Annotated in this window: 18 protein-coding genes; 11 read left to right on the top strand and 7 right to left on the bottom strand. The window is 51.2% G+C overall.

All coding sequences use genetic code 11. The features are described 5' to 3' along the window. Positions 1-19: 19 nt before the first annotated feature. Positions 20-382 (bottom strand): dihydroneopterin triphosphate 2'-epimerase, encoded by a 363-nt coding sequence (gene folX / locus NNO03_RS00355; protein ID WP_005129505.1) that lies wholly within the window; start codon positions 380-382, stop codon positions 20-22. Between the two features lie 54 nt (positions 383-436). Further along, a complete protein-coding gene (gene yfcG / locus NNO03_RS00350; RefSeq protein WP_271440257.1) occupies positions 437-1,072 on the bottom strand; it encodes a GSH-dependent disulfide bond oxidoreductase in 636 nt (211 codons plus the stop codon). 134 nt (positions 1,073-1,206) lie between these two features. Here yfcG and yfcF point away from each other — a divergent pair, with 134 nt between their 5' ends. The 3 genes from yfcF to yfcD are packed head-to-tail and all read left to right on the top strand — an operon-like array spanning position 1,207 to position 3,069. Continuing rightward, positions 1,207-1,851 carry a glutathione transferase gene (yfcF, locus tag NNO03_RS00345; RefSeq protein WP_271440249.1) on the top strand — a complete coding sequence of 215 codons (645 nt, stop codon included), beginning with the start codon at positions 1,207-1,209 and terminating at the stop codon, positions 1,849-1,851. 55 nt (positions 1,852-1,906) lie between these two features. Further along, positions 1,907-2,458, top strand: coding sequence for a phosphodiesterase (gene yfcE, locus NNO03_RS00340; RefSeq protein ID WP_271440250.1), 552 nt, complete (start codon positions 1,907-1,909; stop codon positions 2,456-2,458). 56 nt (positions 2,459-2,514) lie between these two features. Then, positions 2,515-3,069, top strand: a complete 555-nt coding sequence (gene yfcD, locus NNO03_RS00335; protein ID WP_048211064.1) for an NUDIX hydrolase YfcD — start codon at positions 2,515-2,517, stop codon at positions 3,067-3,069. Positions 3,070-3,154: 85 nt separating this feature from the next. Here the strand turns inward: yfcD and yfcC are convergent, their stop codons facing one another. The 3 genes from yfcC to ackA form a co-directional block, all read right to left on the bottom strand. Further along, positions 3,155-4,675: a putative basic amino acid antiporter YfcC gene (gene yfcC, locus NNO03_RS00330; RefSeq protein ID WP_271440251.1), complete on the bottom strand. Its 1,521-nt coding sequence runs from the start codon at positions 4,673-4,675 to the stop codon at positions 3,155-3,157. A gap of 216 nt (positions 4,676-4,891) precedes the next feature. After that, positions 4,892-7,033 (bottom strand): phosphate acetyltransferase, encoded by a 2,142-nt coding sequence (gene pta / locus NNO03_RS00325; RefSeq protein ID WP_137384163.1) that lies wholly within the window; start codon positions 7,031-7,033, stop codon positions 4,892-4,894. Positions 7,034-7,228: 195 nt separating this feature from the next. After that, positions 7,229-8,431 (bottom strand): acetate kinase, encoded by a 1,203-nt coding sequence (ackA, locus tag NNO03_RS00320; protein WP_006683648.1) that lies wholly within the window; start codon positions 8,429-8,431, stop codon positions 7,229-7,231. A 339-nt stretch (positions 8,432-8,770) separates the two neighbouring features. Here ackA and yfbV point away from each other — a divergent pair, with 339 nt between their 5' ends. The 4 genes from yfbV to NNO03_RS00300 all read left to right on the top strand — a co-directional run bounded on the left by yfbV (position 8,771) and on the right by NNO03_RS00300 (position 12,384). After that, positions 8,771-9,226, top strand: a complete 456-nt coding sequence (yfbV, locus tag NNO03_RS00315) for a terminus macrodomain insulation protein YfbV (protein ID WP_003028087.1) — start codon at positions 8,771-8,773, stop codon at positions 9,224-9,226. A gap of 83 nt (positions 9,227-9,309) precedes the next feature. Next, positions 9,310-9,804 carry a YfbU family protein gene (locus tag NNO03_RS00310; protein WP_271448536.1) on the top strand — a complete coding sequence of 165 codons (495 nt, stop codon included), beginning with the start codon at positions 9,310-9,312 and terminating at the stop codon, positions 9,802-9,804. After that, complete coding sequence (locus NNO03_RS00305) at positions 9,797-10,474, top strand: sugar phosphatase (RefSeq protein WP_271440258.1); 678 nt, start codon at positions 9,797-9,799, stop codon at positions 10,472-10,474. The genes NNO03_RS00310 and NNO03_RS00305 overlap by 8 nt, the downstream gene beginning before the upstream one ends. Positions 10,475-10,551: 77 nt before the next feature. Next, positions 10,552-12,384, top strand: coding sequence for an SLC13 family permease (locus NNO03_RS00300; RefSeq protein ID WP_137384162.1), 1,833 nt, complete (start codon positions 10,552-10,554; stop codon positions 12,382-12,384). 156 nt (positions 12,385-12,540) lie between these two features. Here the strand turns inward: NNO03_RS00300 and yfbR are convergent, their stop codons facing one another. Next, the gene (yfbR, locus tag NNO03_RS00295) at positions 12,541-13,140 is read right to left on the bottom strand and encodes a 5'-deoxynucleotidase (protein ID WP_271448535.1); all 600 of its coding nucleotides are present in this window, start codon (positions 13,138-13,140) and stop codon (positions 12,541-12,543) included. 83 nt (positions 13,141-13,223) lie between these two features. Beyond that, entirely contained in the window at positions 13,224-14,441 is a 1,218-nt protein-coding gene (alaA, locus tag NNO03_RS00290) for an alanine transaminase AlaA (RefSeq protein WP_005129483.1), read from the bottom strand. A gap of 924 nt (positions 14,442-15,365) precedes the next feature. Here alaA and lrhA point away from each other — a divergent pair. The 4 genes from lrhA (at position 15,366) to nuoC (ending at position 20,066) form a co-directional block, all read left to right on the top strand. Next, entirely contained in the window at positions 15,366-16,304 is a 939-nt protein-coding gene (gene lrhA / locus NNO03_RS00285) for a transcriptional regulator LrhA (protein WP_005129482.1), read from the top strand. Positions 16,305-16,930: 626 nt separating this feature from the next. Continuing rightward, on the top strand, positions 16,931-17,374 hold the full coding sequence (gene nuoA / locus NNO03_RS00280) for an NADH-quinone oxidoreductase subunit NuoA (protein ID WP_040230134.1): 444 nt from the start codon (positions 16,931-16,933) through the stop codon (positions 17,372-17,374). Positions 17,375-17,389: 15 nt separating this feature from the next. Then, positions 17,390-18,052 (top strand): NADH-quinone oxidoreductase subunit NuoB, encoded by a 663-nt coding sequence (nuoB, locus tag NNO03_RS00275; protein ID WP_003028075.1) that lies wholly within the window; start codon positions 17,390-17,392, stop codon positions 18,050-18,052. Positions 18,053-18,263: 211 nt separating this feature from the next. After that, positions 18,264-20,066 (top strand): NADH-quinone oxidoreductase subunit C/D, encoded by a 1,803-nt coding sequence (nuoC, locus tag NNO03_RS00270; RefSeq protein WP_137384160.1) that lies wholly within the window; start codon positions 18,264-18,266, stop codon positions 20,064-20,066. Position 20,067: the final 1 nt, after the last annotated feature.

Genomic DNA, 20,067 nt, shown 5'->3' with positions numbered 1-20,067 from the left:
GTCGCCTCCCGAGTTACGTTTAGCGCTGCCAGCTCAATGTCATGGAAACGGAGTCGGCGTAACGCAATGCGTGAAGTTTATCGATCTCCACTTCAGCATAAGTGACCCAGTGATGTTCGCGTGCGATATCGAGCACATCTTGCGTTAATTTTTCCAACAATGAGAAGCGGTTACTCTCAACGTGCGAAATGATGCTCTTGGTGATGGTGCGATAATTCAGCGCGTCGTTGATATCTTCACTGGTCCGGGCTTTGTCTGCGGGATAGTGGATGGCAATATTGATGACGATATCCTGTCGGTTCAGGATCTCCTCTTCTTTAATGCCGATAAAAGTGCGCAGACGAAGGTTTTTTATACGAATAATTGCGTCAGGTTGTGACATTGCAGGTTTCCTCCATGTATGAACCTTTTCATGATACACGAGAACCGAATCGCGTTAACTTTTCTCGCTCTGCGCTTGCTGCATCGCCCGTTCTGTTGCGGGACGAGTACGGATTCGTTCGTACCAGTTATTGACCGCCGGATAGTTGTCGAGGTCGATACGCTGGCGCTGGTGGAGATTAATCCACGGCCAGCAGGCAATGTCGGCAATGCTGTAATGATCGCCACCCAGCCAGGGTGATATTTCCAGACGTTTATTCATGACGTTGTACAGTCGCTGGGTTTCCACCTGATACCGTTCAATAGCGTAGGGGATGGTCTGCGGTGCGAAGTGGCTGAAGTGATGATTTTGTCCCAGCATTGGCCCAAGTCCGCTAACCTGCCAGAAGAGCCACTGCAGCGTGGTGTGGCGCTCGCGTAATTCACCGCTGAGTAGCTTACCGCTCTTTTCCGCCAGGTAGAGTAAAATCTCACCAGACTCAAACAGGCTAATGGGTTTTCCACCATCCTCCGGGGCGCAGTCGATGATGGCCGGAATTTTATTATTCGGTGAAATCTGCAAAAAGTCAGGGCGGAACTGGCTGCCTCTGCTGATATCTACATGAATCAGGCGGTACTTTAACTGTGCCTCTTCGAGAAACAGTGTGATTTTGTGCCCGTTTGGCGATGGAGTGTAGTAGAGGTCGATCATTTTCAGCGTCCGTTTTGTCATGAACCGGGTCACTACAAGTATAGAAGCTGCTGACGTGCGTGAGTTTTCATCAAGTGACAGCGAGAGAAAGACTCTATATTTTGAAAGCAAGCCAATACACTTCAGAGGACATTATGAGCAAACCTGCAATTACGCTGTGGTCAGATGCCAATTTTTTCTCCCCTTATGTGCTGTCTGTTTATGTCGCTCTGCAAGAGAAAGGGCTGCCTTTTACGCTGAAAACTGTCGACCTCAATAGTGGTGAACACTTGCAACCTTCATGGCAAGGGTATGCGCTGACGCGTCGTGTACCGGTTCTGGACATTGACGGTTTTGAACTGAGTGAATCCTCGGCGATTGCCGAGTTCCTGGAAGAGCGTTTCGCTCCACCGCAATGGGAGCGTATTTATCCGCACGATCTACAAAAACGGGCTCGTGCCCGCCAGGTTCAGGCCTGGCTCCGTAGCGATCTGATGCCTATCCGGGAAGAGCGCTCGACGGATGTGGTTTTTGGTGGCGTGAAGAAAGGTCCGTTGACGGAAGCAGGAAGGGCCAGTGCGGAAAAATTGTTTGCCACGGCGGGCAGTTTACTGGCGCAAGGTAAGCAGAATTTGTTTGGTGAATGGTGTATCGCAGACAGCGATTTGGCGCTAATGCTTAATCGATTGGTTCTGAATGGCGATGATGTACCTGAACAGCTCGCGGAGTATGCCACCTTCCAGTGGCAGCGCGCTTCGGTACAACGTTTTATCGCGCTTTCAGCGAAGCGTTCCTGCTGAAAGTAGGGGCGTAATCCAGTATCATTGAAAGGTATTTTTCAACGAGGGGTGAGTGATGAAACTGATGTTCGCATCGGACATTCATGGTTCGTTGCCGGCTACGGAATGCGTACTTGAACGGTTTACCCAAAGTGGTGCGCAATGGCTGGTGATACTGGGCGATGTATTGAACCATGGGCCGCGTAATGCGTTGCCAGAGGGCTACGCGCCAGCACAGGTCGCCGAGCGTTTGAATGAGCAGGCGTCGCGGATAATTGCAGTGCGTGGAAATTGCGACAGCGAAGTGGATCAGATGCTCCTGCATTTTCCAATAACCGCGCCGTGGCAGCAAATTCTGACTGACAGCCAGCGACTCTTTCTGACGCACGGACATCTTTTTGGTCCGGATAACTTACCACCGCTCAACGCCGGCGATGTGCTGGTTTATGGGCATACGCATTTGCCGGTGGCAGAGCGACGTGGGGATATCTACCAATTTAACCCAGGTTCGGTAAGCATCCCGAAAGGGGGATTTACGGCAAGCTACGGGATTCTGGATGATAATGTTCTCAGCGTGATGGCACTCAATGATCAAAGTATTATTGCGCAGGTCGAGATTAATCCGTAATTTACCCCACAAACGTAAACGCGCCGTAAGAGCGCTAGAAAAAAGAAGGTTTCCTGATGGTGGAACAGCGTCGTTTGGCAAGTACTGAATGGGTGGATATTGTGAATGAAGACAATGAAGTCATCGCACAATCCAGCCGGGAACAAATGCGGGCACAATGCTTGCGCCACCGTGCAACGTATATCGTTGTACACGATGGTATGGGTAAAATTCTGGTTCAACGTCGCACTGAGACAAAGGACTTTATGCCCGGTATGCTGGATGCTACCGCGGGGGGGGTTGTGCAGGCTGATGAGCAGCTTCTGGACTCCGCGCGTCGTGAAGCGGAAGAAGAATTGGGCATTGCCGGTGTCCCGTTTGCCGAGCACGGTCAGTTTTATTTTGAAGACCAGAACTGTCGCGTCTGGGGCGGGCTGTTTAGCTGCGTTTCTCACGGACCGTTTGCGCTGCAGGAAGAAGAGATTAGTGAAGTGTGCTGGCTGACGCCGGAAGAAATTACCGCGCGCTGTGATGAATTTACACCGGACTCACTGAAAGCACTGGCGCTGTGGATGACACGCAATGCCAAGAATGAAAGTGCGAAAGCCGAAAAACACGAAGAAGCTGAGTAAACTCAGCGCCACCGATCCTGGATGACGGATCGGGACTCGTTGTAGGCCGGATAAGCCGCTGATGTGCATTATCCGGCCTTGTTGTTTAATGGTAGCCCATCATTTGCGCACCAATAACCACTACGCTGGACATAATAAACAGCAGGCCCAGCAGCGTGGCACCCACCTTCAACCAGTTGCGGAAGTCCACCCGACATACCCCTAATGTCGCCATCAGCGACGCAGAGGTTGGGTAGATAATATGACTGAAGCCGTCACCAAACTGAAAAGCCAACACGGTGACCTGGCGGTTTACCCCAACCAGATCGCCCAGTGGTGCCAGTAGCGGCATAGTCAGTGCTGCCTGACCCGAACCGGATGTGACAAAGAAGTTAAACACAGCCTGGAAAAGCAGCATAAACCAGGCCGCAATCGCGTTGTCCAGGCCACTGATACCGTTGGCGATACTGTGCAGCAGGGTATTTAACACACTGGCATCACCCGCTTCGCCATTACCAACCAGCAGTAATATTCCCTTGGCAAAGCCGACCAACAGGGCAGGCGCGATCATCATTCGCGCACCCTCAGTAAACGAGGAGGCCATGATATTGACCGTCATACCGTTGAGTCGAAAAACAACCCCGATAATGCCAATCACCAGCCCCATGGTGAAAAACTGACTGGCAATTTCAGGAATGAACCACGCGTTGACGATAACGCCCCAGACCACCCAAATCATCACTGCGGTCAACACGATCAGGACCAGCCAGTCACCCAGTGTGAAACGTCGCTCGACGACCTCGTCCTGCTGCTCACGGAAGAAACGGTCCGATTCATGCACCCGGGACAGCAATGGGTTCTTCTTGATACGTGCCGCGTAGGCCAGCGTGAACGTCAGGCCGATCATCGTCGCCACAACCCACACGACGATGCGCAGACCCGAACCCGAGAGCACGGGCACACCCGCAATACCCTGTGCGACAACCACACAGAATGGGTTCATCCATGAGCTGGCAAAGCCAATTTGGGTGGCAATATAGGTCACCAGAACGGTGGTGATGCTGTCGTAACCTAACCGCACCATTAGCGGCGCAATGATAATGGCGAAGGCGACCGCTTCTTCCCCCATCCCAAAGACGGCACCGCCTAACGAGAAGAGAATAAACAGTACCGGGATAAACAAGACCTCATTACCCCGTGTATGACGGATCAGCGCCAGGATGCCGTTATCGATGGTTCCTGTGCGCATTACGATGCCGAATGCACCACCAATCACCAGCATAAACATAATGATGCCAACGGCGGTGCCAAATTTTGAACCGGAGGTTAACCCTTCAAACGGAAAATTCATCAGACCAGGGCTTTCATCGCCGGTGGTGAAGAACTTAACCCGGTGATATTGCTCTTCACCCGCATCGTTGGTCAGAATACGAAAAGAGTGGGGATCGACCACTTTACGCGTTTTGGTTTGTCCATCGACCTGGTACTGCACTTCCTGGCTGTCGAACATTCCGACGGGAACGACCCATGTTGCCAGACTGGTTAAAATGGCGACGAAAAAAATAATGACCAGCGTGTCGGGCATGGCCCATTTTTTCGCGGGTTGTGATTCTGTTACTGCAGACATAAAGGACTATCCCTGTTGCAAAGCAAAGAGGCTAAGTATGCAAACAGGAGAATAGTTATTCATTGATGCAGCGCATCTAAGCAAATATTTCAGAATTTGTTAATGAAAGGGACGGGCATAAAAAAACCGGAAATATCAGCTATTTCCGGTTTCAAGAATCACGCTATGTAGGTCGCAACGGATGCGTTTAGGTCACCATCCGGCGTACACAGCAGATTACTGCTGCTGGGAAGACTGGATCGCGGTCAGAGCGATGGTGTAGACGATATCGTCTACCAGCGCGCCACGAGACAGGTCGTTCACCGGCTTACGCATACCCTGCAGCATCGGCCCGATGGAGATCAGGTCAGCAGAACGTTGTACCGCTTTGTAGGTGGTGTTACCGGTGTTCAGATCCGGGAAGATGAACACGGTAGCGCGACCTGCAACCGGAGAGTTCGGCGCTTTGGATTTTGCTACATCAGCCATAACAGCCGCATCGTACTGCAGAGGACCGTCGATCATCAGGTCAGGACGTTTTTCCTGCGCCAGACGTGTTGCTTCACGTACTTTCTCTACATCGCTACCTGCACCAGATGTACCGGTGGAGTAGGAGAGCATTGCAACGCGTGGTTCGATGCCGAAGGCAATCGCGGAATCAGCAGACTGAATCGCGATTTCTGCCAGCTGTTCTGCGGTTGGATCTGGGTTGATCGCGCAGTCGCCGTAAACATAAACCTGATCCGGCAGCAGCATGAAGAACACAGAAGACACCAGAGAGCTACCCGGCGCAGTTTTAATAAGCTGCAGCGGCGGGCGAATGGTGTTTGCTGTCGTGTGCACGGCACCAGAAACCAGACCGTCAACATCGTCTTGTTCCAGCATCAGAGTACCGAGAACCACGTTGTCTTCCAGTTGTTCGCGAGCAACGGTTTCGGTCATGCCTTTGTTTTTACGCAGTTCGACCAGGCGAGCAACGTAGCTTTCGCGAACCACATCCGGGTCAACGATTTCTACGCCAGCACCCAGCTCAACGCCCTGAGACGCGGCAACACGGGTGATCTCATCCGGGTTACCCAGCAGTACGCAGGTTGCGATCCCACGTTCAGCACAGATAGCCGCTGCTTTAACAGTACGCGGTTCGTCACCTTCTGGCAGAACAACACGTTTACCGGCTTTACGCGCCAGTTCGGTCAGCTGATAACGGAACGCTGGCGGAGACAGACGACGGCTGCGCTCAGAGGTCGCGGTCAGAGATTCAATCCAGTCAGCGTTGATGTAGTTTGCAACGTATTCCTGAACTTTCTCGATGCGCTCGTGATCGTCAACCGGCACTTCCAGGTTGAAGCTCTGCAGGCTCAGAGAGGTCTGCCAGGTGTTGGTGTTCACCATGAATACCGGCAGGCCAGTTTCGAATGCACGTTCGCACAGTTTGTTGATGCGCGCGTCCATTTCGTAGCCGCCAGTCAGCAGCAGGGCGCCGATTTCTACGCCGTTCATTGCCGCCAGGCATGCTGCAACCAGCACGTCAGGACGATCGGCGGACGTTACCAACAGGGAACCTGCACGGAAGTGTTCCAGCATGTGCGGAATGCTGCGTGCGCAGAACGTTACGGATTTCACGCGACGGGTATTGATATCGCCTTCGTTAACGATGGTAGCGTTCAGGTGACGCGCCATATCGATTGCACGCGTTGCGATCAGATCGAAGCTCCACGGCACCGCGCCCAGTACTGGCAGCGGGCTGGATTCTTGCAGTTTAGCCGGATCAACTTTGATCACTTTCGCTTTGGAAGAGTCGTCGAAAATCTCGGACAGATCCGGGCGGGTACGGCCCTGCTCATCAACCGGTGCGTTCAGTTTGTTAACGATAACGCCGGTGATGTTGGTATTTTTCGCGCCGCCGAAGCTGCTGCGAGTCAGTTCAATACGCTCGTTCAGCTGTTCCGGAGTATCGGTGCCCTGAGACATCACGAAGACGATTTCCGCGTTCAGCGTTTTCGCGATTTCGTAATTCAGAGACTGGGCGAACTGATGTTTACGGGTTGGGACCAGGCCTTCAACCAGTACAACTTCAGCATCTTTGGTGTTCGCGTGGTAGTTCGCGATAATCTCTTCCATCAGCACATCTTTCTGATTGCTGGACAGCAGAGATTCCACGTGGCTCATCTTCAGCGGCTCAGCGGCTGGCAGAGAGGAGTTAGCACGCACGATGCTGGTAGTCTGGTCTGGTGCATCGCCACCGGCACGAGGTTGAGCGATTGGCTTAAAGACGCTCAGACGAACGCCTTTGCGTTCCATAGCACGGATCACGCCAAGGCTGACGCTGGTCAGGCCGACGCTGGTTCCGGTAGGGATCAGCATAATAATACGGGACACGGTTTATCCTCTTTCGTTACCGCCAATTTAGGCGGGTTACAAAACGGCACCACCAGCTCCCGTCATACTTCAAGTTGCATGTGCGTTGGCTTTCTTCGCTCACCCCAGTCACGTACTGGAGTACGCTCCTGGGATTCGCTACGTCGCCGCCTTCCTGCAACTCGAATTATTTAGGGTGTAGCTGGCGGTGTGAAATCAGGCAGTCAGACGGCTCGCGTCTTGCGCGATAACCAGTTCTTCGTTGGTTGGGATAACCACCGCAGGACGGGTACCTTCTTTGTTGATGAAACCAGATTTGCCGAAACGTGCGGCCAGGTTACGTTCGTGGTCAACTTCGAAGCCCAGAACGCCCAGTTTGCCCAGAGACAGTTCACGAACCATCGCTGCGTTTTCACCAATGCCACCGGTGAAGACAACCGCATCCAGACGACCATCCATCAGCGCGGTGTAGGAACCGATGTATTTCGCCAGACGGTGGCAGTAAACGTCCATTGCACGTTTAGCGTCTTCTTTGGTGGTGTAGTTATCTTCAACATAACGGCAGTCGCTGGTGACTTCGGTCAGACCCAGCAGGCCAGACTCTTTGGTCAGCATTTTGTTGATCTGGTCAACGCTCATGCCCAGGGTGTCGTGCAGGTGGAAGATAATCGCCGGGTCGATGTCACCGGAACGCGTACCCATCACCAGACCTTCCAGCGGGGTCAGACCCATGGAGGTATCAACACATTTACCATTACGGATTGCAGAAACAGAACCGCCGTTGCCCAGATGGCAAGTGATGATGTTCAGTTCATCAACCGGTTTGTTCAGCATTTTTGCCGCTTCCTGAGTCACGAAGAAGTGGCTGGTACCGTGCGCGCCGTAACGACGAACGCCATGCTCTTTGTACAGGCTGTACGGCAGAGCGTAGAGGTAAGATTCTTCCGGCATAGTCTGATGGAACGCGGTGTCGAACACAGCCACGTTTTTGTCTTTCAGGCTTGGGAAGGATTTCAGCGCTTCTGCGATACCGATCAGGTGAGCCGGGTTGTGCAGCGGTGCGAAAGAGGCGGAATCTTTGATGCCCTGGATAACGGAATCGTCAATAACCACGGAGCTGGTATACTTCTCGCCGCCGTGTACGATACGGTGACCAATTGCAGTCAATTGCGCGGACAATTCTGGTTTTTGTGCCAGAATAGTGTTAACGATAAAGTTCAGCGCTTCACTGTGAGCGGCGCCTGCACCTAAAGCCGCTTCTTGTTTACCGCCGTCCATTTTCCACTTGATACGTGCTTCTGGGAGATGGAAACATTCGGCTAAACCAGAGAGGTATTCTTCACCGTTTACTGCATCGATGATGGCAAATTTCAGTGAGGAGCTACCGCAGTTCAGAACCAGTACTAACTTACTCGACATGGAAGTACCTATTTATGATACGTGGCTAAAAAAACGTCAGGGAGTCATAGAGCGTAGCGCATGATGACACCGACGTTTATGATTAACATCATGCGCCAGGGTCTTTTTGGGCACGATGGAATAAATACCTTTGAGTCTATGCCATTTTGCGTATTTTTCAGCCAATGGCATACTGTATGCCAATTTGACGACTCAATGATTTTGGACTAAAGGCCTTACAGGCCGGCACAGGATACCTGAATGTGGGTATCAAAGACAAAATGTTTTGAACGATGTCCTTTGCAGTTGTTGTTTTGCACAAATTTTTTAATTTTTATATGTGAAGTTGAGGTAACCGCCATGTCGACACCGGATAATCGCTCCGTCAATTTTTTTAGCTTGTTTCGCCGGGGACAGCACTACGCAAAGACGTGGCCAATGGAAAAGCGCCTGGCGCCCGTGTTTGTTGAGAATCGTGTGATCCGCATGACGCGCTATGCGATTCGCTTTATGCCACCTATCGCCGTCTTCACGTTATGCTGGCAAATTGCGTTAGGTGGTCAGTTGGGACCGGCTGTGGCAACGGCGCTGTTTGCGCTGAGCCTGCCAATGCAGGGCATGTGGTGGTTGGGTAAACGTTCCGTTACGCCACTGCCGCCTTCGATTCTCAACTGGTTCTACGAAGTTCGGGGAAAATTACAAGAAGCCGGACAGGCGTTATCGCCGGTTGAAGGGAAGCCGGATTACCAGGCGCTGGCTGACACGCTTAAGCGCGCCTTCAAACAACTGGATAAAACTTTCCTCGATGATTTGTAATTGACCCCTGATTACGCATATAAAAGAAGGCACAAGTTGCCTTCTTTTTTTTCATCGCAGTAGTAGTGATACAGGAGTCCCAAATGGAAATGACCAACGCTCAACGTCTTATTTTGTCGAACCAGTACAAAATGATGACCATGCTCGATCCGACCAACGCCGAGCGTTATCGTCGTTTGCAGACGATTATTGAACGCGGTTACGGCTTGCAGATGCGCGAGCTGGATCGTGAGTTTGGTGAGCTGACGGAAGAAACCTGTCGTACGATTATCGATATTATGGAGATGTATCACGCATTACACGTGTCCTGGACTAATCTTAAAGATGCACAGGCTATTGATGAACGCCGCGTGACGTTCCTTGGCTTTGATGCCGCAACGGAAGCCCGTTTCCTCGGGTACGTTCGTTTTATGGTGAACGTGGAAGGCCGTTATACCCACTTTGATGCCGGTACACATGGCTTCAACGCTCAGACCCCAATGTGGGAAAAATATCAGCGCATGCTGAATGTCTGGCACTCCTGCCCGCGTCAGTATCACCTGAGCGCGAATGAAATTAACCAAATCACTAATGCCTGAGGGGGCGAGCGTGCAGTGCAAAGGCTTTCTGTTTGATCTGGATGGGACGCTGGTCGATTCCTTACCAGCCGTAGAACGTGCGTGGTGTAACTGGGCCGATCGTTTTGGTCTCGATCATGACGAGGTACTCGGTTTTATTCACGGCAAGCAGGCAATTACCTCCTTGCGGCACTTTATGCCTGGCAAGTCTGACGCGGAGATCGCGGCGGAATTCACGCGTCTGGAGCATATTGAAGCGACTGAAACGGATGGAATCACCGCGCTACCCGGGGCGATTGATTTACTCAATCACCTGAATAAAGCGGGTATCCCTTGGGCGATTGTGACCTCGGGGTCGATGCCCGTTGCGCGGGCACGCCATCGTGTTGCTGGCCTTCCTGCGCCTGAAGTGTTTGTCACTGCTGAGCGGGTAAAGAGAGGCAAACCAGAGCCAGATGCATATCTGTTAGGTGCTCAACTGCTAGGCCTTGCACCGCAGGAGTGTGCGGTGGTTGAAGATGCGCCCGCTGGGGTACTCTCTGGCCTGGCTGCCGGATGTCATGTGATCGCGGTCAACGCGCCGTCGGACACGCCGCGTCTGGATGAGGTCGACTTTTCGTTGACCAGTCTGGAACAGATTTCCGTGACCAAGCAACCCAACGGAAATGTGGTCGTTATAAGAAATACCTGATCGTGATTTAGCCCCAGACTGTTGGGGCTTTTTTATGGCAAACTCAATCCATCCCTCTCATTTAACAAGGATATGTTGTGAACGGTGAATTGATATGGGTTCTCTCATTGTTGGCGATTGCCGTCGTTTTGTTTGCCACTGGCAGAGTGCGTATGGATGCAGTTGCTCTGTTGGTCATCATTGCCTTTGTTCTGAGTGGAACATTGAGCATCTCAGAGGCTTTTTCTGGTTTCAGCGATCCTAACGTTATTTTGATAGCGGCCTTATTTATCATTGGGGACGGCCTGGTGCGTACCGGAGTGGCAACGGTGATGGGGGCCTGGCTGGTGAAGGTTGCCGGTAGTAGTGAAGTCAAGATGCTGGTTTTGCTGATGATCACCGTCGCCGGGCTCGGCGCTTTTATGAGTTCCACCGGTGTAGTCGCGATTTTTATTCCTGTTGTTTTAAGCGTATCTATGCGCATGCAAACCTCTCCCTCACGCCTGATGATGCCGCTTAGCTTCGCGGGGCTTATCAGCGGCATGATGACGCTGGTGGCGACGCCACCGAACCTGGTCGTCAACAGTGAGTTACTGCGCGAAGGACTAAACGGTTTCAGTTTTTTCAGCGTGACTCCGTTGGGGCTGGTTGTTCTGGTGCTCGGCATTATTTACATGCTGTTGATGCGTTTTATGCTCAAGGGTGAGGACTCCGGGCAGCAGGGGGATGGCTGGAAACGCCGGACCTTTCGCGATCTTATCAAAGAGTATCGTCTGACGGGGCGCGCCCGCCGCCTGGCGATTCGTCCAGGCTCGCCGATGATTGGTCAGCGTCTTGACGACCTGAAGCTGCGTGAGCGCTATGGGGCGAACGTTATTGGTGTTGAACGCTGGCGTCGCTTTCGGCGCGTGATTGTGGACGTTAATGGGGTCTCTGAGTTCCGTGCCCGCGACGTTTTGCTCATTGATATGTCCGCGGCTGATGTCGATCTGCGCGAATTCTGCAGTGAACAATTGCTGGAGCCGATGGTGTTGCGTGGCGAGTATTTTTCCGAACAGGCGCTCGATGTGGGGATGGCTGAGATTTCGTTGATCCCTGAATCAGAACTGATCGGTAAAACGGTACGGGAAATCGCGTTTCGTACACGTTACGGCCTGAACGTCGTCGGGGTGAAGCGTGATGGTACGGCGATGGACGGCGCGGTGGTGGATGAACCGTTGCTGATGGGCGATATCATTCTGGTGGTGGGTAACTGGAAACTCATCACCGCGCTTGGGAAAAAAGGCCGCGATTTTGTGGTGTTGAACATGCCGGTTGAAGTCAGTGAAGCGTCTCCGGCACACAGTCAGGCACCCCACGCGATTTTTTGCCTGGTTCTGATGGTTGCGTTAATGCTGACGGATGAAATCCCCAATACGGTGGCCGCAATTATCGCCTGCCTGCTGATGGGGAAATTCCGGTGTATTGATGCAGAGAGCGCCTATAAGGCGATCCACTGGCCAAGCATTATTTTGATCGTTGGGATGATGCCTTTCGCGCTGGCTTTACAAAAAACCGGCGGTGTCGATCTTGTGGTAAAAGGACTCATGGACGTCGGTGGGGGATATGGCCCGTACATGATGTTGGGTTGTCTGTTTGTCCTGTGCGCGACCATTGGCTTATTTATCTCGAATACCGCAACAGCAGTGCTGATGGCGCCGATTGCGCTGGCGGCGGCGAAGTCGATGGGGGTTTCGCCGTATCCTTTTGCGATGGTGATTGCAATGGCGGCATCCGCGGCCTTTATGACGCCAGTCTCATCACCCGTCAACACGCTGGTATTGGGGCCGGGTAACTATAGCTTTAGCGACTTCGTGAAAATTGGGGTGCCATTTACGGTGATCGTGATGGCGGTGTGTGTGGTGATGATCCCGATGCTGTTCCCGTTTTGATTTTTATTATGCGCCGGATGGCGGCTACGCCTTATCCGGCCTACGGGATCGTTTAGCGTCTCCAGTCTTGTAGGCCTGATAAGCGTAGCGCCATCAGGCATGATGGCGCACGATGCCGGATCTTATCCGGCCTACAAAGGTAGCGTCGCCACAAACTTACAGCGGTGAATCCTGACTGATTTCATCCAGCGACAGATGGAAGCTTGGGACAAAGACCGCTAAAAAATAGTCCATCTCTTCACTACGCCGTGACTCCAGCGTTTTTTCCAGCCGTGTTTTCGCCAGCAGAAACTCGTTGTTACCGGCCGAAAGCTCTTCCAGACATTTCAGATAGGCGCACAGGGCATCGGCCTGCTTCACAATCGATCTCTCTTCATCGCTGCTGGCGTGCTCATCAATTAATGGCGCAAAGATATCGCGTAATTCATCCGGAACCATATCGACCAGCTTCTGCTGGGCAATTTTCTCAATGGCTTTATATTCCTGAGCAATTTGTGAGTTGAAGTATTTTACCGGGGTAGGGAGGTCGCCGGTCAGTACTTCGGAAGCGTCGTGGTACATCGCCAGTAGCGCGATGTGCTCTGCGTTAACCTGACCACCAAATTTCCGGTTCTTAATCGCGGCCAGTGCATGGGCGACCATGGCGACCTGCAGGCTATGTTCGGAGACGTTTTCGGTGCGTACGTTACGCATCAGCGGCCAGCGGTTGATGAGCTTCAGACGGGATAAGTGGGCAAAAAAGTGGCTCTGCTTCATAACGACCCTTACTCTGTGACTTCAGTAACGGTATTTTGCGCAGAGAGTGCTACCGGATGCAAACCCGGTAGCACTTTGCATGATTACAGCTGGTGATAACCGGACAGGAAACGCTCAAACTTGCTCAGCGACATTTCAATATCATCAATACGCGGTAGCGTGACGATACGGAAGTGATCCGGCCACGGCCAGTTGAATGCAGTGCCCTGGACCAGCAGGACTTTTTCCTGCAGCAGGAAATCGAGTACCATTTTCTGGTCATCGTGAATATTGAAGCGTTTGGCATCAATTTTCGGGAACATATACAGAGCACCGCGCGGTTTCACACAGGAAACGCCCGGAATATCATTAAGTAATTCCCAGGCCCGGTTGCGCTGTTCATACAAACGTCCGCCTGGCATGATAAATTCGCTGATGCTCTGGTATCCACCCAGCGCGGTTTGAATGGCGTGTTGCGCTGGAACGTTGGCGCATAAACGCATGGAGGCCAGCATTTCAAGACCTTCAATATACCCTTTGGCATGTTTCTTCGGTCCGTTCAGTACCATCCAGCCCTGACGGAACCCCGCGACACGGTAAGTTTTTGACAGGCCGTTGAAGGTAATAGTCAGCAGATCCGGGGCCATTGCCGCAATTGAGTGATGCTCGGCATCATCATAGAGAATTTTGTCATAAATCTCGTCAGCAAAGATAATGAGGTTGTTCTGGCGAGCAATCTCAACAATCTCCATCAGCAGCTCTTTGGAGTAGACAGCGCCGGTAGGGTTGTTTGGGTTGATGATGACGATCCCTCGCGTGCGCGGGGTGATTTTTGCCCGAATATCATCAAGGTCCGGGAACCAGTCTGATGATTCATCACACAGGTAGTGCACGGCATTACCGCCAGAGAGCGATACTGCCGCTGTCCACAGCGGGTAATCAGGCGCAGGAACCAGCATTTCGTCCCCACTGTTCAGCAACGCCTGCATCGCCTGAACGATTAATTCAGAAACGCCGTTACCGATATAAATATCCTCCACGGTAACATCGCGCATCCCGCGGGCCTGGTAATGCTGCATGATCGCTTTGCGGGCTGAATAAAGACCTTTTGAATCGCAATACCCTTGTGCGGTAGGCAAGTTGCGGATCACATCGACCAGAATTTCATCTGGTGCTTCAAACCCGAATGGCGCAGGGTTGCCGATGTTGAGTTTCAGAACTTTATTGCCTTCTTCTTCCAGGCGCTTTGCTTCCTTCAGAACCGGGCCACGAATGTCATAACAGACATTTTCTAATTTGCTGGATTTTTCAATGGGGGACATGAATCTTGACCTTTTTAGCTGTGAATGCCACTCCCTGCCGTGGAAGTCAGCACAGAACAATGTACTCCCCCGACGGTGAGTTTTGAAGGGTCTTTAGTAGAAGATTTCGAAAGTTGCGAGGTTATAATTAACTGTTAACAACTAAATAATGAAATTAATATGGAATTATAATCTTGATATCTTGTATTTTATGGTTATATGTATCGTTGTGGCAGCTTGGGTATGGTGATTTGTTTGGCGAAAAATAGTGAGATGTGCAAAGCGGTGCGTGGTTGGCAGTATCTGCTGTTTGCGCAATTCGAAAATACTGAGGTCTTAGCCTGACAAACTGTTATCGGCCTGATCTGACAACGGCGCGGTGTGAATCTATTGTTAAGTATAATTAATGAATGGTGGCATTCTTAATTAATTATTATTTAATATTTAAACAGGATTTATTGAACGCGTTAATAATACGAAAACCACTAGTCTGAGTTAACACCTTTTTGCTTCGATTAATTCGCGATAACACTTATAAATATAGTGGTTTTAGGTTAAGATAAGTCCCATGAAATGGCGCGCAACTTGTGTTTTGCGATAATTCCAATGTTAGTTGAGAGTTTCTAACATACTGAAAAGTTAGTTTTTAATGTGTAAATTAGTGTTCGTTAACTATTTTTTAAATTTACAAAGTTTACATGTTCTCCATTAGTCAGAATCATCCAATAGCTAAAAAGTGACTCTTTCTCGTTGCTATATTCCGATGAGTACCACGGGTATTAAATAGCGCTGAAGAGGAATTGTTTCGTTTGTTAAAGCAAATACATCCTTATTTTCACCCGGTTACACTTGGTGAAACGGCGAGGGAGGTCCATTACAAATGGAGTTGTTTGTTTCTGAATGCACAGCATTAACCCGGTATGACCCGCGAGTAAGTGAAAAATTATGATAAATGCAAATCGTCCGATAATTAACCTCGACCTCGATCTGCTGAGAACCTTCGTTGCTGTGGCCGATCTGAATACCTTCGCGGCTGCGGCAGCTGCGGTATGTCGCACTCAGTCTGCGGTGAGTCAGCAAATGCAACGCCTCGAGCAACTTGTGGGGAAAGAGTTGTTCGCGCGCCATGGACGTAACAAACTACTGACCGAGCATGGGATTCAGTTGCTGGGTTACGCCAGAAAAATATTGCGTTTTAATGATGAGGCATGCTCATCATTAATGTTTAACAATCTTCAGGGAGTGTTAACTATTGGCGCTTCTGATGAGTCAGCGGATACCATCCTTCCCTTTCTGCTCAACCGGATAAGTTCGGTTTATCCGAAGCTTGCGCTGGATGTCAGAGTGAAACGCAACGCCTACATGGTGGATATGCTGAAGTCACAAGACGTTGATCTGGTGGTGACGACTAATCGGCCAGGCGATTTCGAGTGTTTGAATCTGCGTACCTCACCGACGCACTGGTATTGTGCGGCCGAATATATTTTACAAAAAGGTGAACCGGTACCGTTGGTGCTTCTGGACGATCCGAGCCCGTTCCGCGATATGGTACTGGCAACACTGAACGCTGCGCAGATCCCGTGGCGTCTGGCCTATGTTGCTTCAACATTAGCGGCTGTGCGTGCGGCTGTGAAGGCGGGGTTGGGCGTGACTGCTCGTCCTGTAGAAATGATGAGCCCTGATTTACGCGTACTGGGCGCGGCGGACGGATTGCCACCGTTGCCGGAAACGGAGTACTTGCTGTGCTGCGACCCTGCCTCACAAAATGAGCTGGCTCAGGTAATCTTTAAGTCGATGCAGACCTATCAAAATCCTTGGCAATACAACCAGTTTACCCCTGAAGGGGGAGACGACTCGCTGATCGTTGAAGGCGATTTTGAGTGATGTACCATAAATAATCGTTATAAAATGTAAGTGCAAAAAAGAGTCGCTGGTGATGAAAAAACATCCAGCGGCTCTTTTTTTATGCAAATAATGGTCGGAGAAGCCATTTTGTATACCTAAACTTAACAAAATCAGTAGGTAAAAAAATCACCTGCAAATAGTGCAAAAAATAATCATTCGAGGCGCTGTTCATTCCCATGTTAAAAAACTAGAGAAATTGTTGCTGTTTTTTATGGTGAATTAACAAAAGCGTGTCACAGATCAAGAAAATACTCCCATTTAGGGGGAGGCATCTGTGCGAATTCCTGTCAAAATAGACGTGTATTATCTTTTTTACTTCACAACGGACACGATTCAACAACATTAAAAATGACTGATGATGCGATCGAAATTAGTCTAAAGAGCACTTTATGTTAATGAAGTTGGAGTAGTGTAAAATAATGTGAGGAAACTTTTGTTAAAGTTGACAAAAGGTTATAGAAAGGAGTAAAAAACCCCATCAATTGGCTGTATAAATGATTTTCTACAGTGATTGTAAGGTTTTTTTTATTCCTCCCCATGAATCGATGTGGCGTTCATCTGCCGAAAAGAGCAGAGAATTTGGCGCTACTTTTGATGAGTAAGCAATGAGTATGTCAACATCCACTGAAGTCATCGCTCATCACTGGGCATTCGCTATCTTTCTTATTGTCGCCATTGGCCTGTGCTGCCTGATGCTCGTCGGCGGTTGGTTTTTAGGTGGTCGCGCACGCGCGAGATCTAAAAACGTGCCGTTTGAATCAGGTATCGACTCGGTCGGCACCGCCCGCTTGCGCCTGTCTGCCAAGTTTTATCTGGTAGCCATGTTCTTCGTTATCTTCGACGTTGAAGCGCTGTATCTGTTCGCATGGTCAACTTCTATCCGTGAAAGCGGTTGGATTGGCTTTGTGGAAGCTGCAATTTTTATTTTTGTGTTACTGGCAGGTCTGGTTTATCTGGTGCGTATTGGCGCGCTGGACTGGACGCCCGCGCGTTCACGCCGCGAGCGTATGAACCCGGAAACGAACAGTATCGCTAATCGTCAACGCTAACCGCGAGGCATTAAGATGGATTATACGCTCACCCGCATAGATCCTAACGGTGAGAACGACCGTTACCCCCTGCAAAAACAGGAGATCGTAACCGACCCCCTGGAGCAAGAAGTTAACAAAAACGTGTTCATGGGCAAACTGCATGACATGGTTAACTGGGGCCGTAAAAACTCAATTTGGCCATATAACTTTGGCCTTTCCTGCTGCTACGTAGAGATGGTGACCTCGTTTACCGCCGTGCATGACGTGGCCCGTTTTGGTGCGGAAGTTCTGCGTGCATCACCGCGTCAGGCTGACCTGATGGTCGTAGCCGGAACCTGCTTTACCAAAATGGCCCCGGTTATTCAGCGCCTCTACGATCAGATGCTGGAACCTAAATGGGTTATTTCCATGGGCGCATGCGCCAACTCCGGCGGTATGTACGATATCTACTCGGTAGTGCAGGGCGTTGATAAATTTATTCCGGTAGATGTGTACATCCCGGGATGCCCGCCGCGTCCAGAAGCGTACATGCAGGCACTGATGCTGCTGCAAGACTCCATTGGCAAAGAACGCCGTCCGCTCTCCTGGGTGGTTGGCGATCAGGGCGTTTATCGCGCCAATATGCAGTCAGAACGCGAGCGTAAACGCGGCGAACGTATTGCTGTAACGAATCTTCGTACACCAGACGAGATTTAATTTGCGCCTGTCGGCAGCAACATTGCGCTTCGTGAACTATTAGACATACACAAAATCATTCAAGGTGTATCAAGGCGGCAACTGAGCGAATCCCCTGGAGCTTACATCAGTAAGTGACTGGGGTGAGGGAAGGCAGCCAACACCGAGACAGCTTGAAGGATGAAGTGGATAAACAGCGCGAAGCACTGCCGACTACCACGAACCATTTGCAATGGTGAACAATATGACCGACTTAACCGCGCAAGACGCTGCATGGCAAACACGGGATCACCTCGATGACCCGGTCATTGGCGAACTGCGCAACCGTTTTGGGCCGGATGCCTTTACCGTTCAGGCGACTCGCACCGGGGTACCCGTTGTCTGGGTCAAGCGTGAACAGTTACTCGAAGTTGGCGATTTCTTAAAGAGACTGCCGAAACCTTACGTCATGCTGTTTGACTTACACGGCATGGATGAACGTCTGCGTACGCACCGCGAAGGATTACCTGCCGCGGATTTTTCCGTTTTCTACCACCTGATCTCCATTGAACGCAATCGCGATATCATGCTCAAGGTGGCATTGTCTGAAAACGACCTGCGCGTACCGACCTTCACCAAACTGTTCCCGAACGCCAACTGGTATGAGCGTGAAACCTGGGAAATGTTTGGCATCGATATCGAAGGTCACCCGCACCTGACGCGTCTGCTGATGCCGCATACCTGGGAAGGTCATCCGCTGCGTAAAGACTACCCGGCGCGTGCGACCGAATTCGATCCATTTGAGCTGACCAAAGCCAAACAGGATCTGGAAATGGAATCACTGACCTTCAAGCCAGAAGATTGGGGCATGAAGCGTAGCACCGAAAATGAGGACTTCATGTTCCTCAACCTCGGTCCTAACCACCCGTCTTCTCACGGTGCGTTCCGTATTGTCCTGCAGCTTGATGGCGAAGAAATCGTCGACTGTGTACCTGACATCGGCTACCACCACCGTGGTGCTGAAAAGATGGGTGAGCGTCAGTCCTGGCACAGCTATATTCCGTACACTGACCGTATTGAATACCTCGGCGGCTGCGTAAACGAAATGCCGTACGTGCTGGCAGTCGAAAAGCTGGCGGGCATTACCGTACCGGATCGCGTGAACGTGATTCGCGTCATGCTCTCCGAACTGTTCCGCATCAACAGCCACCTGCTGTACATCTCCACGTTCATTCAGGACGTCGGCGCAATGACTCCGGTATTCTTCGCCTTTACCGACCGTCAGAAAATTTATGACGTTGTCGAAGCGATCACCGGTTTCCGTATGCACCCGGCCTGGTTCCGTATCGGTGGTGTCGCACACGATCTGCCGCGCGGTTGGGACAAACTGCTGCGTGACTTCCTCGACTGGATGCCGAAGCGTCTGGATTCCTACGAGAAAGCCGCACTGCGTAACACCATCCTGAAGGGTCGTTCTCAGGGCGTTGCCGCATATGGCAAAAAAGAAGCGCTGGACTGGGGCTGTACCGGTGCTGCGCTGCGTGCGACGGGTATTGATTTTGACGTGCGTAAATCACGTCCGTACTCTGGTTATGAGAACTTTGACTTTGAAGTTCCGGTTGGTGGTGGTGTGTCCGACTGCTATACCCGCGTCATGTTGAAAGTTGAAGAGCTGCGCCAGAGTCTGCGCATCCTTGAGCAGTGCCTCAATAATATGCCGGAAGGCCCGTTCAAAGCGGATCACCCGCTGACCACGCCGCCGCCGAAAGAGCGCACGCTGCAACATATCGAAACCCTGATCACCCACTTCCTGCAGGTTTCGTGGGGCCCGGTTATGCCGGCGAACGAGTCCTTCCAGATGGTGGAAGCGACCAAGGGTATCAACAGTTACTACCTGACCAGCGATGGCAGCACCATGAGTTACCGTACTCGTATCCGTACCCCGAGTTATGCGCACTTGCAGCAGATCCCGGTAGCAGTACGTGGCAGCCTGGTGTCCGACCTTATCGTCCATCTGGGTAGTATCGATTTTGTTATGTCAGATGTGGACCGCTAAT

It is taken from the genome of Citrobacter sp. Igbk 16 (genome assembly GCF_028069755.1).
In the GTDB taxonomy this organism is placed as follows: Bacteria; Pseudomonadota; Gammaproteobacteria; order Enterobacterales; family Enterobacteriaceae; genus Citrobacter.
Note: the sequence above shows the minus strand (reverse complement) of the source record. Positions and strands in the feature narration are given on the sequence as shown.

Coding starts and splice junctions, on each gene's coding strand:
- folX (WP_005129505.1), bottom strand. CDS start 382: ATGTCACAACCTGACGCAATTATTCGTATAAAAAACCTTCGTCTGCGC.
- yfcG (WP_271440257.1), bottom strand. CDS start 1,072: ATGATCGACCTCTACTACACTCCATCGCCAAACGGGCACAAAATCACA.
- yfcF (WP_271440249.1), top strand. CDS start 1,207: ATGAGCAAACCTGCAATTACGCTGTGGTCAGATGCCAATTTTTTCTCC.
- yfcE (WP_271440250.1), top strand. CDS start 1,907: ATGAAACTGATGTTCGCATCGGACATTCATGGTTCGTTGCCGGCTACG.
- yfcD (WP_048211064.1), top strand. CDS start 2,515: ATGGTGGAACAGCGTCGTTTGGCAAGTACTGAATGGGTGGATATTGTG.
- yfcC (WP_271440251.1), bottom strand. CDS start 4,675: ATGTCTGCAGTAACAGAATCACAACCCGCGAAAAAATGGGCCATGCCC.
- ackA (WP_006683648.1), bottom strand. CDS start 8,431: ATGTCGAGTAAGTTAGTACTGGTTCTGAACTGCGGTAGCTCCTCACTG.
- yfbV (WP_003028087.1), top strand. CDS start 8,771: ATGTCGACACCGGATAATCGCTCCGTCAATTTTTTTAGCTTGTTTCGC.
- NNO03_RS00310 (WP_271448536.1), top strand. CDS start 9,310: ATGGAAATGACCAACGCTCAACGTCTTATTTTGTCGAACCAGTACAAA.
- NNO03_RS00305 (WP_271440258.1), top strand. CDS start 9,797: ATGCCTGAGGGGGCGAGCGTGCAGTGCAAAGGCTTTCTGTTTGATCTG.
- yfbR (WP_271448535.1), bottom strand. CDS start 13,140: ATGAAGCAGAGCCACTTTTTTGCCCACTTATCCCGTCTGAAGCTCATC.
- alaA (WP_005129483.1), bottom strand. CDS start 14,441: ATGTCCCCCATTGAAAAATCCAGCAAATTAGAAAATGTCTGTTATGAC.
- lrhA (WP_005129482.1), top strand. CDS start 15,366: ATGATAAATGCAAATCGTCCGATAATTAACCTCGACCTCGATCTGCTG.
- nuoA (WP_040230134.1), top strand. CDS start 16,931: ATGAGTATGTCAACATCCACTGAAGTCATCGCTCATCACTGGGCATTC.
- nuoB (WP_003028075.1), top strand. CDS start 17,390: ATGGATTATACGCTCACCCGCATAGATCCTAACGGTGAGAACGACCGT.
- nuoC (WP_137384160.1), top strand. CDS start 18,264: ATGGTGAACAATATGACCGACTTAACCGCGCAAGACGCTGCATGGCAA.